This window comes from Streptomyces sp. NPDC008086 (genome assembly GCF_042957325.1).
In the GTDB taxonomy this organism is placed as follows: domain Bacteria; phylum Actinomycetota; class Actinomycetes; order Streptomycetales; family Streptomycetaceae; genus Streptomyces.
In genome coordinates, this window is the sequence record NZ_JBIBIA010000009.1 from 270,518 (window position 1) to 285,947 (window position 15,430).

The 15,430-nt window shown below is 71.1% G+C and carries 13 protein-coding genes; 8 read left to right on the plus strand and 5 right to left on the minus strand.

The window, feature by feature from the left end; all coding sequences use genetic code 11:
• Positions 1 to 135: 135 nt before the first annotated feature.
• Together eat and ACFZBP_RS31235 are read left to right on the plus strand one after the other, a co-directional pair.
• Positions 136 to 1,614, plus strand: coding sequence for an ethanolamine permease (eat, locus tag ACFZBP_RS31230; RefSeq protein ID WP_383450075.1), 1,479 nt, complete (start codon positions 136 to 138; stop codon positions 1,612 to 1,614).
• 26 nt (positions 1,615 to 1,640) lie between these two features.
• A complete protein-coding gene (locus tag ACFZBP_RS31235) occupies positions 1,641 to 2,324 on the plus strand; it encodes a gamma-glutamyl-gamma-aminobutyrate hydrolase family protein (RefSeq protein WP_391417907.1) in 684 nt (227 codons plus the stop codon).
• Between the two features lie 162 nt (positions 2,325 to 2,486).
• Here ACFZBP_RS31235 and ACFZBP_RS31240 read toward each other — a convergent pair whose 3' ends face one another.
• Positions 2,487 to 3,410 carry a LysR family transcriptional regulator gene (locus ACFZBP_RS31240; protein WP_383450073.1) on the minus strand — a complete coding sequence of 308 codons (924 nt, stop codon included), beginning with the start codon at positions 3,408 to 3,410 and terminating at the stop codon, positions 2,487 to 2,489.
• 70 nt (positions 3,411 to 3,480) lie between these two features.
• Here ACFZBP_RS31240 and ACFZBP_RS31245 point away from each other — a divergent pair, with 70 nt between their 5' ends.
• Positions 3,481 to 4,605, plus strand: coding sequence for a TDT family transporter (locus ACFZBP_RS31245; RefSeq protein WP_391417910.1), 1,125 nt, complete (start codon positions 3,481 to 3,483; stop codon positions 4,603 to 4,605).
• Here the strand turns inward: ACFZBP_RS31245 and ACFZBP_RS31250 are convergent.
• The 4 genes from ACFZBP_RS31250 to ACFZBP_RS31265 form a co-directional block, all read right to left on the minus strand.
• The gene (locus ACFZBP_RS31250; RefSeq protein ID WP_391417912.1) at positions 4,517 to 5,236 is read right to left on the minus strand and encodes a helical backbone metal receptor; all 720 of its coding nucleotides are present in this window, start codon (positions 5,234 to 5,236) and stop codon (positions 4,517 to 4,519) included. The genes ACFZBP_RS31245 and ACFZBP_RS31250 overlap by 89 nt on opposite strands.
• The gene (locus tag ACFZBP_RS31255) at positions 5,236 to 5,805 is read right to left on the minus strand and encodes a helix-turn-helix domain-containing protein (protein ID WP_383450070.1); all 570 of its coding nucleotides are present in this window, start codon (positions 5,803 to 5,805) and stop codon (positions 5,236 to 5,238) included. The genes ACFZBP_RS31250 and ACFZBP_RS31255 overlap by 1 nt, the downstream gene beginning before the upstream one ends.
• A 489-nt stretch (positions 5,806 to 6,294) precedes the next feature.
• Positions 6,295 to 8,919, minus strand: a complete 2,625-nt coding sequence (locus tag ACFZBP_RS31260; RefSeq protein ID WP_391417915.1) for a glycine betaine ABC transporter substrate-binding protein — start codon at positions 8,917 to 8,919, stop codon at positions 6,295 to 6,297.
• Complete coding sequence (locus ACFZBP_RS31265) at positions 8,912 to 10,000, minus strand: glycine betaine/L-proline ABC transporter ATP-binding protein (protein ID WP_383450068.1); 1,089 nt, start codon at positions 9,998 to 10,000, stop codon at positions 8,912 to 8,914. The genes ACFZBP_RS31260 and ACFZBP_RS31265 overlap by 8 nt, the downstream gene beginning before the upstream one ends.
• 190 nt (positions 10,001 to 10,190) lie before the next feature.
• On the opposite strand from ACFZBP_RS31265, the gene ACFZBP_RS31270 reads away from it, so the two are divergent.
• The 5 genes from ACFZBP_RS31270 to ACFZBP_RS31290 all read left to right on the plus strand — a co-directional run bounded on the left by ACFZBP_RS31270 (position 10,191) and on the right by ACFZBP_RS31290 (position 15,418).
• Entirely contained in the window at positions 10,191 to 11,120 is a 930-nt protein-coding gene (locus ACFZBP_RS31270) for a 5'-3' exonuclease H3TH domain-containing protein (protein ID WP_383450177.1), read from the plus strand.
• Between the two features lie 189 nt (positions 11,121 to 11,309).
• Positions 11,310 to 12,155, plus strand: a complete 846-nt coding sequence (locus ACFZBP_RS31275) for a siderophore-interacting protein (protein WP_383450067.1) — start codon at positions 11,310 to 11,312, stop codon at positions 12,153 to 12,155.
• Positions 12,156 to 12,735: 580 nt separating this feature from the next.
• Positions 12,736 to 12,951, plus strand: coding sequence for a DUF6192 family protein (locus ACFZBP_RS31280; protein WP_391417918.1), 216 nt, complete (start codon positions 12,736 to 12,738; stop codon positions 12,949 to 12,951).
• A 350-nt stretch (positions 12,952 to 13,301) separates the two neighbouring features.
• Complete coding sequence (locus ACFZBP_RS31285) at positions 13,302 to 14,327, plus strand: pentalenene synthase (RefSeq protein WP_383450065.1); 1,026 nt, start codon at positions 13,302 to 13,304, stop codon at positions 14,325 to 14,327.
• A 149-nt stretch (positions 14,328 to 14,476) separates the two neighbouring features.
• Positions 14,477 to 15,418, plus strand: coding sequence for a pseudouridine synthase (locus tag ACFZBP_RS31290; RefSeq protein ID WP_391417920.1), 942 nt, complete (start codon positions 14,477 to 14,479; stop codon positions 15,416 to 15,418).
• Positions 15,419 to 15,430: the final 12 nt, after the last annotated feature.

Consider the following 15,430-nt stretch of genomic DNA (forward strand, 5'->3'; position numbering starts at 1 on the left):
GCGATTAACGCACGGGTATTGCCTTCCCACCTCCCACCCCGCAAAGGTATGGATCCACTCCATTGCACCGGAGCTCGGTCGACCCCACCGTGCCCGGAAAGAGCTCCTGTCCGCCGCCCCGTGGGGAGTCTGCCCATGTCCCTGGAATCCACCGGTACACCGAGCACACCCGGTACATCCGATACACCCGGCACATCCGCCCCCGAGGGGGACGACTATCTGGAACGCAGGACCCTGCGCCGCGGCAGCGCCGGCTGGGTGCTGCTGACCGGTCTCGGTGTCGCCTACGTCGTCTCCGGCGACTACTCGGGCTGGAACTTCGGCCTGGCCGAAGGCGGCTTCGGGGGCCTGGCCATCGCCATGGTGCTCATGGGCGCGATGTACGCCTGCATGGTGTTCGCGCTCGCCGAGCTGTCCTCGATCCTGCCGACGGCGGGCGGCGGCTACGGCTTCGCCCGCCGGGCGCTGGGCCCGTGGGGCGGCTTCCTCACCGGTACGGCGATCCTCATCGAGTACGTCCTCGCGCCCGCCGCCATCGTCATCTTCATCGGCGACTACGTCGAGTCGCTGGGCCTGTTCGGCCTGGAGTCCGGCTGGCCGATGTACCTGGTCTGCTTCGCCATCTTCCTCGGCATCCACCTCTGGGGCGTCGGCGAGGCGCTGCGCTTCAGCTTCGTCGTCACCGGCATCGCGGTGGCGGCCCTGCTCGTGTTCGCGCTGGCGGCACTGCCCGACTTCTCCTTCGCGTCGCTGGACGACATCCCGGTGGACACCTCCGCCGCGGGGTCGAGCTCCTGGCTGCCGTTCGGACTGCTGGGCATCTGGGCGGCGTTCCCGTTCGGCATGTGGTTCTTCCTGGGCGTGGAGGGCGTGCCGCTGGCCGCCGAGGAGACCAAGGAGCCGGCCCGTACGCTGCCGAAGGCGATCCGCTGGTCGATGGGCATCCTGGTGGTGCTGGCCGTGGTGACCTTCTTCGCGGCGGCCGGCGCACGCGGCTCGGCGGCGATCCAGGAGGCGGGCAACCCGCTGGTGGAGGCGCTCCAGCCGGACGGCGAGGCGACCACGCTGAGCCGGATCGTGAACTACGCGGGCCTGGCCGGCCTCGTGGCCTCCTTCTTCTCCCTGATCTACGCGGGTTCCCGACAGCTGTTCGCCCTGTCCCGGGCGGGCTATCTGCCTCGCTTCCTCTCCCTCACCAGCAGCCGCAAGGCCCCGTACCTGGGCCTGCTGGTGCCCGGCACGATCGGCTTCCTGCTCGCCGCGGCATCCGGCGACGGCGCCCGGATGCTGAACATCGCCGTGTTCGGCGCGACGATCTCCTACGCCCTGATGTCCCTCTCCCACATCGTGCTGCGCCGTCGCGAGCCGGAGCTGCCGCGGCCGTACCGTACGCCCGGCGGGGTGCTGACCTCCTCGGTCGCCCTGGTGCTGGCCTGTGCGGCGCTGGTGGCGACGTTCCTGGTGGACGTCACGGCGGCACTGATCGCGCTGGCGGTGTACGTGGTCGCCCTCGCCTACTTCGGCCTGTACAGCCGTAGGCGTCTGGTGGCGAAGGCGCCGGAGGAGGAGTTCGCGGCGCTGGCGGCGGCCGAGGCAGAGTTGGCACGGGACTGAGGGAAGCGAGCTGTGAGGGAGTCGCTGTGGCCAGGCCGTTGATCGGTGTCAGCACCTATCTGGAGTCCGCTGTGCGGTGGGGGGTGTGGGAGCTGGACGCGGCGCTGCTGCCGGCCGGTTACCCGCGGCTCGTGCAGCGGGCCGGCGGTCTCGCCGCGATGCTTCCGCCGGACGACCCGGCCCATGCCGCCGCGGCGGTCGCCCGGCTGGACGGGCTGGTCGTCGCGGGCGGACCCGATGTGGAGCCGGTCCGCTACGGCGCGGAGCGGGAGCCGCGGACCGGGCCGCCCGCGCGGGCGCGGGACGCGTGGGAGCTGGCCCTGATCGACGCGGCGCTGACCACGGGGGTGCCCCTGCTCGGTATCTGCCGCGGCATGCAGCTGCTCAACGTCGCCCTCGGTGGCACGCTCGTCCAGCACATCGACGGGCATGCCGAGGTCGTCGGTGCCTTTGGCACCCATGCCGTCAAGCCGGTGCCGGGGAGTCTGTACGCCGGTGTGGTGCCGGAGGAGACCCTGGTGCCGACGTATCACCATCAGGCCGTGGATCGGCTCGGTGAGGGGCTGGTGCCCTCGGCGTACGCGGACGACGGGACGGTGGAGGCGGTGGAACTGGACTCCGGAGGGTGGGTGTTGGGGGTCCAGTGGCATCCGGAGATGGGGAAGGACGTGCGGGTGATGGGGGCCCTGGTACACGCGGCCACCGTCTGACGCCCGATTCCCGCCCCCGCCGCCCCTACCCGTCCCATCCCTGGGGGCTGCGCCCCCGGACCACCCTGATCGGCCCTCCGGGCCTCGTCCTCAAACGCCGGAGGGGCTGAAAGATCCAGCCCCTCCGCGTTTGAGGAGCGGGGTCTGGGGCGGAGCCCCTCACTAGCCGCGGGTCAGGGAGAGTAGGTCTCGGGCGGGCCCCACCGGACGGTGGCCCGTCGGCCAGACGGCTCGCAGGTCCCGGGCCAGGGAGACGTCGGAGAGCGGAACCCTCACCAGCCGCCGCATGGACAGTTCCTCCCCCACAGCAAGTTCACTGAGCACCGCCGGCCCCGCCCCACCCACCGCGGCCGCCTTCACCGCGGTCGTCGAGGACAGCTCGATCAACGGCCGGGCCAACCCACCCAACGCCGCGTCCAGGACCTGCCGCGTACCCGACCCCTTCTCCCGCAGGATCAACGGGGTCACCGCCAGCTCCGACGCCTCCAAGGGCCGCCGCCGCCGAGCCCAGACATGTCCCGGCGCGGTCACCACGATGAGGTTGTCGTGAGCGATGACCACGGAGTCCAGCCCCGTCGGGACACTCACGCCCTCCACGAACCCCAGATCCGCCTCGTCCGCCAGCAACCGCTCCGCGACCGCCGCGGAGTTCCCGGCGAGCAGCGACACCGCGGTGTCCGGCCGCTGGGCGCGCAGCGCGAGCAGCCACCCGGGCAGCAGATACTCCGCGATCGTCATGCTCGCGGCCACCCGCAACCGCGAGTCCCGCCGGTCCCGCAACGCCTGCGCCCCCACGTCGAACGCCTCCGCCGCCTCCACGACCCGCCGCGCCCAGTCCGTCACCAGCGCCCCGGCGTCCGTGAGCCGGGAGCCCCTCGGCGACCGGTCCACCAACGCCACCCCCAACTGGCGTTCCATCGACCGGATCCGGCTGCTCGCCGCCGGCTGGGTGATCCCCAGCTCCCGGGCCGCCCCACCGAGGCTGCCGAGCCGGGCCACGGCCAGCAACAGCTCCAGTGCGCCGAGATCGGGGACCCGATGTGACAGGGATCCCGCGCGAAACTGCCCCTCCGCCGACTGAGTCATAAGCCCAGTTTATGTCGCCATAGAGGCAAACTCCCTGGTGGGAGCTGACGGACCGCACGACGCTGATTCCATGGTCACCGCCGTCCGTCATCTCGGACCCAACTGGTACGCCGCCGTCATGGGCACCGCCGCCGTCGCCACCGCCGGAGCCGGGCTGCCGGTGCACGTCCCCGGCCTGCGTACCGCCTGCGTGGCCGTCTGGGCGCTCTCCCTGGTCCTGCTGCTCGCCCTCCTCGCCGCCCGCGCCCTGCACTGGACGCACCACCGCGACCAGGCCCGCGCCCACCTCCTCGACCCGGCCACGGCACCCTTCTACGGCTGCCTGGCCATGGCCCTGACGGCGGTCGGGGGCGGCGCGATCACCGTCGGGCAGGACTGGATCGGCACAGCGGCGGCGGTCGTACTCGACGCCGTGCTCTTCGGCGTGGGTACGGTCGTCGGACTGGCGGCCGCCGTCGCCGTCCCGTACCTCATGGCCGTACGCCATCGCGCGGAACCGTCGCAGGCCACGCCGGTCTGGCTGCTGCCTCTCGTCGCGCCCATGGTGTCCGCGGCGCTCGGCCCGCTCCTGGTGCCGCATCTGCCGCCCGGGCAGGCCCGGGAGACGCTGCTCCTGGCGTGCTTCGCGATGTTCGGGCTCAGCCTGCTGGCCACGCTGCTGATGCTGCCGCTGGTCTTCGCCCGTCTGATCACCCGAGGACCGCTCCCGCTCGCCCTCACGCCGACCCTGTTCCTGGTGCTGGGCCCGCTCGGGCAGTCCACCACCGCCGTCGGCATCTTCGCGGACGTCGCACCGGGAGTGCTCCCGCCGCCGTACAGCGAGGGTTTCGGCCTCCTCGCCGTCCTCTACGGCGTCCCCGTCATGGGCTTCGCCCTCCTCTGGTCCGGGCTCGCCACCGCCCACGTCCTGCGGGCCCGACGGCACGGCATGGGCTTCGCGATGACGTGGTGGGCGTTCACCTTCCCGGTCGGCACCTGCGTCACCGGCGCCGAGGCCCTGGCCCGGCACACCGGGCTCGTCGTCTACGAGATCCTCGCCATCGGCCTGTACGGCGTACTGGTCGCCGCCTGGACCGTCGCCGCGGTGCGCACCGCCCGGGGTCTGCTCAACGGCACGCTGCTCGCAGCGCCGCGCCCAGCACCCGCGGCGCCTCGGCCAGCGACGGCCCGTACCACGTCAGGTGCCGTCCGCTGACCAGCGCGCAGCGCAGGCCGGGGAACGCCTCGGGGCCGTCGTCGGCGGTGAAGCGGTACGGCTCGTCGGGGAGGACCACGACGTCCGGGGCCGCCGCCAGGAGGTCGTCGAGAGGGATGCGCGGGTAGCGGTCCTCGTGGGTCGCGTGCAGGTGGTCCACGCCGAGGCGGGACAGGACGTCGCCCGCGAAGGTGTCGCGCCCGAGCACCATCCAGGGGCGGCGCCAGATCGGGACCACGGCAGTCGTACGGAGGGCCGGGGCCGGCAGCGACGACCAGGTGTCCTCCGCCTCGTCCAGCCAGCGCGGGCGCGGCGTCGCACCGCAGGCGTCCAGTAGGCGGTCCAGTTCCCGGAAGGCCTGCGGTACGTCCCGGACCTCGGTGACCAGGACCTCGACGCCGGCCGCGCGGAGGGCGGCGAGGTCGGGGGCGCGGTTCTCCTCCTCGTTGGCGAGGACCAGGTCGGGGGCGAGGGCGAGGATCCGGTCGACCTTGGGGTTCTTCGTGCCGCCGACGCGGGTGACATCGAGATCGGCGGGGTGGCTGCACCAGTCCGTCGCGCCGACCAGGACATCGGGGGCCGACACGGCCACGGCCTCCGTCAGGGACGGCACGAGCGAGACGACGCGCATCAGCGTCCCGGCCGGTCCCGGACCGCCTCGATGTGCTCGGCCACCGCGACGACGACCACCCGCGTCTCCGGCACCGTCGCCCGCCAGCGGTGGCGGACCCCGCCGGTGAGGTACAGGGTGTCGCCCCGGCCCAGTCGGTAGGCGCGGCCCTCGGCCTCGATCTCCACGGCGCCGTCGGCGACGTACATCAACTGGTCGTTGCGGTACTGGAATTCACGGCCGGCGTCATGGTCGCCGGTGAACTCCGAGGCGTGCATCTGATGGTGACCCCGCACCAAGGAGCGGGTCCGTGGTTCCGGCGCCGGCTCGGTGGTCTCGGCCCGGACCACGTCGACGCTGCACGCCGGGTCCGCGGCGGCGAGGAGTTCGACGGCGGTCGTGCGCAACGCGTCCGCGACCTTCTCGAGGGAGCTCCTGCTGGGGCGCGCCCGGTCGTTCTCGATCTGGCTCAGGAAGGGCACGGACAGGCCGCTGCGCTCGGACACGACGGCGAGGGTGAGGTCCAGCCCGCGGCGTCGCCGGCGCACGGCCGCGCCCACCCGAAGGGGCTGTTCTTTGTGGTCGCCCATCGCTCCGGCTCCCTCCTTCGCTCGTCGGTCCGCTGTCCTCGCGCCCGTCGCCCGGCGCACACCTTCTGTTGAGTTCTCTGCACCCTACGCATGTTCGGCAAACCGTTTCATGCGCCCGTCACATCGACGACACGTCAGGGGGAGTACGACCCATGGGTTCGCGCCAGCCGGATCGGCTCCCGGGACGCGCGGGCCGCCCCCGAGTCACCGCTGACCCCCGTTCAGCACCAGTATCCCGTGTTCATTTCAATGCTGCGGCGGCTTCGCGTGTTCCCTGGTGGGCGCGAGTGGAGCGATGAGTCCCGGAGGGAGTGGCGGGTCGGGCCGGGGGCGTGGCGTAGCGCTCTGTGGTTGGCCGGATCCTTCCCGTGCACGTGGCCAGGTGTCCGCGCGGGCGCGCATACGGAAACCGGGTGCGGGATTCACGTACGTGTGAATCCCGCACCCGGTGTGATGTCACCGCCTGTGTCCACGGCAGCGCCCGTGGCGCTATCCCGCGACGGGCGCCAGCTCGTCCTCGATGCCGGGACGGGCGTCCATCCATCGGCGCGCCGACTCCTTCTCGTTCCCGGCGCCGCCCTTCTGGATCTCCACCTCCAGTGAGGCGAGTTGGTCCTCGGTCAGCTTGAAGTCCTTGAGCCAGCCGCCGAGTTCGGGGAACTCCTGGCCGAAGCCCTTCTTGGCCACCGTGTGGATCTGCTCGCCCTCGCCCCAGGCGCCCTCGGGGTCCTTGAGTTTCTTCAGGTCGTACTTGCCGTACGCCCAGTGCGGCGACCACAGCGTCACCACGACCGGCTCACGCTTCTTGATCGACCGGTCCAGCTCCGCCAGCATCGACGACGTACTCGACGACACCACCTTGTACTCGCCGTCCAGGCCGTACGCCTTCAGCACCGACTTGTTCAGCGTCCCCATCATCCCGGCACTCGCCTCGATGCCGATGATCTTCCCGCCGAACTCCTTGCCCCGACCCTTCAGGTCGGCCAGCGAATCCACACCCTTCACATAGGACGGCACCGTCAGCTCCAGCGACGTCGGCCCGTACCAGGCGCCGAGGTCCTCCAGCCTGCCCTTGAAGCGGTCCACGTACTCCTTGTGCGTGGTCGGGAGCCAGCCGTCGAGTTGGACGTCCATCTGGCCCTGGGCCAGCGAGGTGTAGAGCGGGCCGGGGTCCAGCTGCTTGACGTTCGGCTTGTAGCCGCGGTCCTCCAGGATGTTCTGCCAGAGGTAGGTGGCGGCAATGGCCTCGTCCCACGGGAAGTAGCCCATGTCGACGGTCTTGCCCGCGTCCTTGCCCTGCGCCTTCGCGGCGCCGGCGACCGGGGCGAGCTTGTTCACCAGGCCGGGGTTCTTCTTCAGCCAGGCGCGGACACCGTCCTGCTCGTGGCCTTCGCCGGCGGCGCGGATGTCGTTCTCCAGGCCGGTCAGCTGCTGCTCGGTGAGCTTGAAGTCCTTCAGCCACTTCGCGACCGTCGGGTCCTTCTCGGCGAACCCCTTGTGCGCGACGGTGTGGATCTGCTCGCCCTCGCCCCAGGCGCCCTCGGGGTCCTTGAGTTTCTTCAGGTCGTACTTGCCGTACGCCCAGTGCGGCGACCACAGCGTCACCACGACCGGCTCACGCTTCTTGATCGACCGGTCCAGCTCCGCCAGCATCGACGACGTACTCGACGACACCACCTTGTACTCGCCGTCCAGGCCGTACGCCTTCAGCACCGACTTGTTCAGCGTCCCCATCATCCCGGCACTCGCCTCGATGCCGATGATCTTCCCGCCGAACTCCTTGCCCCGACCCTTCAGGTCGGCCAGCGAATCCACACCCTTCACATAGGACGGCACCGTCAGCTCCAGCGACGTCGGCCCGTACCAGGCGCCCATGTCGTCGAGCTGGGAGCTGTACTTGTCCCAGTACGCCTTGTGCGTGGTGGGCAGCCAGGCGTCGGTCTGGAAGTCGATGTCGCCGCGGGCCACGCCCGAGTAGAGCGGGCCGGGGTCGAGCTGCTTGACGTCGGTGTCGTAGCCGCGCTGCTCCAGGAGCTCCTTCCACAGGTAGGTGGTGGCGGTGCCCTCGTCCCAGGGGATGTAGCCGATGTTGATCTTCTTGCCCTGGCCGACGTCCGTGCCGGCCGCGGCCTCCTTGCCGCTCCCGGAGCCGGCCAGGTTCATGCCGCCCGCGACGAGCGCGAGGATCACGACGCCGATGACCGCCACGGCGCCGCCCGGCTTGTAGTGGGCGAGCCGGAAGCGGCCCGCGGCGGCGACGGCGGCCTTGGCGGCGGCCCGGCGGCCGAGCGGGGACACGCGCCGGCCCAGTGCTCCGGTCATCCGGTCCAGGTACATCGCGAGGATGACCACGGCGACGCCGCTCTCGGCGGCCAGGCCGACCTTGAGCTGGGTGATCGCGGAGTAGACCTGCTCGCCGAGGCCGCCGGCGCCGGCCATGCCGCCGATGACCACCATCGACAGGGCCAGCATGATGACCTGGTTGACCCCGGCCATGATCGTCGGCAGTGCGAGCGGCAGCTGGACGCGGGCCAGGGTGCTGCGCGGGCTGGTGCCGAAGGCCTCGGCGGCCTCGATCAGCTCGCCGTCCACCTGACGGATGCCCAGCTCGGTCATGCGCACGCCCGGGGGCATGGCGAAGATGATCGTCGCGAGGAGTCCGGGGGTGGTGCCGACGCCGAAGAACATGACGCCGGGGATGAGGTAGATGAACGCCGGCATCGTCTGCATGACGTCGAGCACCGGTCGCAGCTGGGCGCCGACGCGCTCGCTGCGGGCGGCCCAGATACCGAGCGGCACCGCGAACACGATGGTGATGACCGAGGCGACGAGGACGAGCGAGAGCGTGTCCATCGCGTCGTCCCACAGCCCGAGCGAATCGATCAGGGCGAGGCCGACGAAGGCCAGCGCGCCGGGCAGCAGCCCGCGCAGCCAGCACGCGATCACCGCGAGGACGCCGGCCATGAGCAGCGGCTCGCCGCCGCCGAGGACGGCGTTGGCACCGTCGTACATGCCGCCGAGCACGGTGTTGACGAGGTCGAAAAGCCAGGTCAGGTGGGACTGGAGCCAGCCCACCAGGTCTTCTATCCAGTTACCGAAGTGGAGCCTAGGCATTGGCGATCACCTTCCCGTCGCGGGTGCCGCGCGGGTTGTCGCAGGGCGCGGGCTCGCCCTGCTGGTCGCCGAGGAGACCGACGAGGCGTTGCCTGGGGACGCGTCCGACCAGCTTCCCGGCGGCGTCGAGGACCGCCACGGGGTGCGTCAGGCGGGCGCTGATCGCGCAGAGCTCGGTGAACGGGGTGTCCGTGGTCGCCGTCTCGCAGCCGCAGCTGACCTCGTCGCCGGCGGTGTCCTCGTCCATGACGGCCGCCGCGGTCAGCACGCGGGAGCGGTCGACGTCCTGGATGAAGGAGGCGACGTAGTCGTTGGCGGGGCGCAGGAGGATGTCCTCCGCCGTGCCGGTCTGGACGATACGGCCGTCCCGCATGACCGCGATGCGGTCGCCGAGGCGCATGGCCTCGTTGAGGTCGTGGGTGATGAAGACGATCGTCTTCTTCAGGGTCTGCTGGAGCTGGAGCAGCTGGTCCTGCATGTCCCGACGGATCAGCGGATCGAGCGCGCTGAAGGACTCGTCCATGAGGAGCAGGTCGGCGTCGGTGGCGAGGGCGCGGGCGAGGCCCACGCGCTGCTGCATGCCGCCGGACAGCTCATCGGGCCAGGACTTCTCCCAGCCGGCCAGTCCGCACAGGGCCAGCGCCTCGCCGGCGCGCTTCTCGCGCTCGGCGCGGGGCACGCCCTGCACGGCCAGACCGTAGGCGGCGTTCTCCAGCACGCTGCGGTGCGGGAAGAGCGCGAAGTGCTGGAAGACCATGCTGATCTTGTTGGCGCGGACGTCGCGCAGTTCGCGGTCGCCGATCGCGGTCAGGTCCTGGCCGTCGAAGCGGACGTGACCGGCGGTCGGCTCCAGGAGCCCGTTGAGCATGCGCAACAGGGTGGACTTGCCTGATCCGGACAGGCCCATGACGACGAAGATCTGGCCTGGTTCCACGGTGAAGGAGGCGTCGATCACGGCGGCGGTGGTGCCGTCGGCGCGCAACTCCTCCCGGTCGGCTCCTTGGCGGAGCCGGTCGACAGCCTCGTCCGGTCGTCTCCCGAACACCTTGTACAGGTGTTCGGCTTCAAGCCTGGATGACACGGGCACCTCTTGTCTCGACGGCAAAGGAAGGGAGCGACGGGCACCGCGGTCGAGTGCGCGGGCGCGTCGCTCCGAGCGCGCGCCTGCCCTGGATCTCCGGGCACAAACACACAAGTGGTGCAGCGCACAGGCCACACGCATACCGCAACGCGTTGTGCGGCGGACCGCACTGTCAGTGCCGTACGGCATGATGCGAGACGTGACCGGACGACTGATGCTCCTCGACACCGCCTCGCTCTACTTCCGCGCCTACTTCGGCGTCCCGGACTCCGTGAAGGCCCCGGACGGCACGCCGGTGAACGCCGTGCGCGGGCTCCTCGACTTCATCGACCGCCTGGTCAAGGACCACCGCCCGGACGCGCTGGTGGCCTGTATGGACGCCGACTGGCGACCCCAGTGGCGGGTCGACCTGATCCCGTCCTACAAGGCGCACCGGGTCGCCGAGGAGCACGAGGTGGGTCCGGACGAGGAGGAGGTGCCCGACACGCTGTCCCCGCAGGTGCCGGTCATCGAGGCGGTCCTGGACGCCCTGGGCATCGCACGGGTGGGCGTCGAGGGGTACGAGGCGGACGACGTCATCGGCACCTTCACCGGACGGGCGAAGGGCCCGGTCGACATCGTCACCGGCGACCGCGACCTGTACCAGCTGGTCGACGACGCGCGCGGGGTCCGAGTGCTGTACCCGCTCAAGGGCGTCGGCACCCTCCAGCTCACCGACGAGGCGTGGCTGCGCGAGAAGTACGGCGTCGACGGCCGTGGGTACGCGGACCTGGCGCTGCTGCGCGGCGACCCGAGCGACGGCCTCCCGGGCGTGCCCGGCATCGGTGAGAAGACGGCGGCGAAGCTGCTGGCCGAGTTCGGCGACCTGGCCGGGATCATGGCCGCGGTCGACGACCCGAAGGCGAAGCTCACCCCCTCGCAGCGCAAGCGGCTGGACGAGTCGCGGGCGTACGTCGCCGTCGCACCGACGGTGGTGCGGGTCGCCGGCGATGTTCCGCTGCCCGACGTGGACACGGCGCTGCCGCGGACGCCCCGGGATCCGGCGGGGCTGGACGAGCTGGCGCTGCGGTGGGGACTGGGCGGGTCGCTGCAGCGCCTGCTGGGGACCCTGGGGGCGTGAAGGGCGCCGGGGCCACAAGGGCGTGACGGGCGCGAACGGCGGTCGGGGCGGGTGAATGGGGATCGGGGCGCGGGGAATTCGGACCTTGCGCGCGCGACATGCGCCCTCTCATGAACGAGCCATAGCGGCATTCTCCAGGACGAGGTGCTAACTTAGGTAAACCTAAGCTTGGAACGAGGGAGGCCAGTGATGGCGCTACGCCCTGCCCGCAAGCCGCGGAAGCCCCACTTTGCGCAGGTCATCCGTACCGAACGGCTGACCCCGCACATGCAGCGTGTGGTGCTCGGCGGCGAGGGGCTCGCCGACTTCACGGCGGACACCTGCACGGACCATTACGTGAAGATGCTGTTCTCCCCCGAGGGCGTCAGCTATCCCGAGCCCTTCGACCTGGAGCGCATCCGCGAGGAGCTGCCGCGCGAGCAGTGGCCGGTGACGCGGACCTACACCGTGCGGGCATGGGACCCCGAGCACCGCGAGCTGACGCTGGACTTCGTCCTGCACGGCGACGAGGGCCTGGCCGGCCCCTGGGCGATGCGCGCCCGGCCCGGCGAGACCGTGCGCTTCATGGGTCCCGGCGGCGCCTACGCCCCCGACCCCGACGCCGACTGGCATCTGCTCGTCGGCGACGAGAGCGCGCTGCCCGCCATCGCCCGCTCCCTGGAGTCGCTGCCCGACGGCGCCACGGCGTACGCGTTCGTGGAGGTCTCCGGCCCCGAGGAGGAGCAAAAGATCGACTCCGATGTCGACGTGGTCTGGCTGCACCGCGGCGCCCGCCCCGTCGGCGAGGCGCTGGTCGAGGCCGTTCGGGGACTGGAGTTCCCCGAGGGCCGGATCCACGCGTTCGTGCACGGCGAGGCGCACTTCGTGAAGGAGCTGCGCCAGCTGCTGCGGGTCGAGCGCGGCGTGGCCCGCGAGGACCTGTCGATCTCCGGCTACTGGCGGCTCGGCCACGACGAGGACGGCTGGCAGGCCTCCAAGCGCGACTGGAACGCCCGGATCGAGGCGGAGCAGGAGGGCGCGGCACCGGCCGCGTAGTCCTGCGCCGCCACCGCCGTCGCCCGGAAGGGGCGGCGCCTCGAACGCCGTTCTTCCTGAACGCCGTTCGAGGCGCCGCCCCTTCCGCGTGCCCGGACTGCGCGACGAACGACCCTCGTCCGGCCGCCACAAAGATGGCCGGTACAAGAGGCGCACCGACCCCAGGGGCGTGAGACCGCGCGACGGGTGGCCCCGCAGTCCGCTCCGCGCGCCGGGGTGTACACCCTTTCCGGCGGCCGGAAACCATCGCATGGTGCGAAGAGGTGGGCTGTCAGGGAGAGTTGACGGCATGAGGGTGTCGCACCCGGGGCCCGTGGGGGTGGTGTCCCGATGGCCGCGACGGCCGGCACTGCGACACGGGATCGCCACGCCGAGCAGGCTGAGCTGGGGCGGGACGCACGGCCGCGGGTGAGCGGCGCCGCGCGCCGACCCGGCGGGACGGCCGCCGGACGCCCGCCGACGCGGTCGGCAGCCCGCCGAAGTCGATCGTTCGGCGACGCCAATCCGTCCCGGAACGGTCACTCGCGTTCAGCTGTAACCAGCCTCGGACAGTTGACTAAACCGGTAGGCGCACTGGAAGGTGGACGAGATCCACGACCGCGTCGCCGACGCCGCGGTCATGGCGGTGGTGACCACCGATTTTCCGCGCCGTTCGGCGGTCGTCTCGAACGCCACGACCGACGACACGTCCCGGAACGCGGCTGACGAGGCCCTGCTCGACCGGTTCAGTCAGCGGGCCCGCTTGGTACGCAAGTCAGCCACGCCGCAGTCGCAGCGTATGGAGCACAGCGCGTAGTTCATGGTTTCGGTCGACTCCGTCACCCGGAGGGCAACATGAAAGGCTCTGCTCCCGCCCGGTCACCTCGGGCGGTACCCGTCGGCGGGCACGCACCTCGGTCGGTGCGCGTGCCTCTTCTCGTCCCCTGGGCCCGTCGGCCGACCGCGCCGGAGTCCATCGCCGGCTCACCGGCATCCGGGACGGCGCTTCGCGCTCACCTCGGTCGGAGAGTCACCTAGGTCACCGCTCACTTCCATCGGTCCTCCGGACGAAGATCCCGAGGCAGTGACATCCGCAGGCACCAGGCATCGACGACGACCGACCTCCTGGGCCGATAAGCATGCTGAGGCAGAAACTGGGAGAGAGCCATGCCCCAGAACGTCACCATCAATTTACCCATTCCACCCCGGCTGAACTTCGGTCTGGCAGCCGCGAGGGAACGCAATCTGGAATGGATGCGCCAACAGAAACTGGTGTTGGGGCACAGTGCCGCCCGTCGCTACGCGTTCTCGGCGGTGGCGGACCTGGCCGCCTACAGCTACCCGGACGTCGCAGGCGACGACCTGGACCTGGCCTTCGACACCATGGGCTGGTTCTTCCTGTTCGACGACCTGTTCGACGTCCCCGAGGGACGCCAGGCCGATGAGGCCGTCGACGTGTGCCGGCAACTCATCGCCCTGATCACGCGACCGTCGGCGCGGGACGCACACCACGACGCGCCTCTGGTGAGCGCCTTCGCGGACCTCTGGCGTCGCGCCAGGAGGGGCATGTCCGAGGAATGGCAGCGCCGGGCCGCCCACAACTGGGTGGACTACCTGTCGGGGAACCTCACCGAGGAGATCGACCGCCGCTCATGGGCCCCCCAGGACTTCGCCACCCGCATGCGCATAGGGCACCGCACCCTGGGGCTGATTCCCTCGCTCGACCTGGCCGAGAGGGTGGGGCACTTCGAGATCCCGGAGATCATCTGGCACAGCAGCCATCTGGATTCGATGCGCCGAGCGGCTGTCGACGCCGTCAAGCTCATCAACGAGGTGATGTCCCTGGAGAACGACGACGCGCGCGGCGACCCCAACCTGGTGCACTGCCTCATGCGGCAACACCGCTGCTCCCGGGAGGAAGCCATCAAGCTGGCCGTCGCCCTCGTCCAGACAGCGGTCAGTCAGCTCTTCGAGCGGGCACGACAGATCCCGCTGTTCTGCTCCCGGCTCGGGCTCACCGGCACGGAGGCCGAGAAGGTGCAGCGCTATGCGACCGCCATGTTCACGTGGATCCGCGGCAGCTACGACTGGAGCCGCAACAACGGCCGCTATTCCCCGCGCACCGCGAACGACCTGAGCCCGGATCTGACCGGTCAGCTCCACCCCGCGAACCTCACACCGGTGTCTCCATAGCGTCCGCCTACCGCTGACCGGAGCGACGCTCCCTTCGTGGGACGGTGCGTACGACTGGACGCACAGCACCGTCCCGCGGACGCCGCAGCGCTCGCTCAGGCCCCCTGCCTCGGCTCACGTCCTCCGGGCCCCTCGTAGGCTTGGTCCTGATGAGACGCCGTACGCCACCCCCGCCCTCCCCCCTGCCGCAGCGCGACGGGATCGATCCGGTGCGGGTGCGCCTGCCGGCCGGGGACGCGTGGCCGACCGTGCGGGATCATCTCGTGGCGCGGCTCGCAGCCGGAGCCGACGTGATCGACGCGATGCTGGACGCGGGGCGGATCGTGGACGCCGCCGGGCGTCCGGTGCCGAGTGACATGCCGTACACGCCAGGCGCGTACGTGTGGTTCCACCGGGAGCTGCCCCACGAGGAGCGCGTACCGTTCGCGGTCGACGTCGTCTACCAGGACGAGCACGTGGTGGTGGCCGACAAGCCCCACTTCCTGGCCACCACGCCCCGCGGCAGCCATGTCGCCGAAACGGCCCTGGCGCGGCTGCGGCGGGAGCTGGGGGTTCCGACGCTGGGCGCGGCGCACCGGCTGGACCGGCTGACGGCCGGGCTGGTGCTGTTCACCGTGCGACCGCAGGAGCGGGGCGCGTACCAGAGCCTCTTCCGCGACAGGCGGGTGGCGAAGGAGTACGAGGCGGTGGCCCGGTACGACCCCGCGCTGGACCTGCCGCGCGTCGTGCGCAGCCGGATCGTCAAGGAGCGCGGAGTCCTTGCGGCCCGCGAGGTCGAGGGCGAGCCCAACGCCGTCAGCCGGGTCGAGTTGCTGGCACACCGGGACGGTCGCGCCCGGTATCGCCTGACACCTCGTACCGGGCAGACGCACCAGCTAAGGGTGCACATGAGCGCCTTGGGGGTGCCCATCCTCGGCGATCCGCTCTATCCGGTGGTGACCGACCCCGTGCCGGCCGGTGATTTCCGGCGCCCGCTGCAACTGCTGGCGCGGGTGCTGGAGTTCACCGATCCGGTCACGGGGCGCGAGCACCGGTTCGTCAGCCCGCGTGCGCTGCGAGCCTGGTCGTCGTACGACGACTGGGCCGGGTAGCCCCGGCGCCCG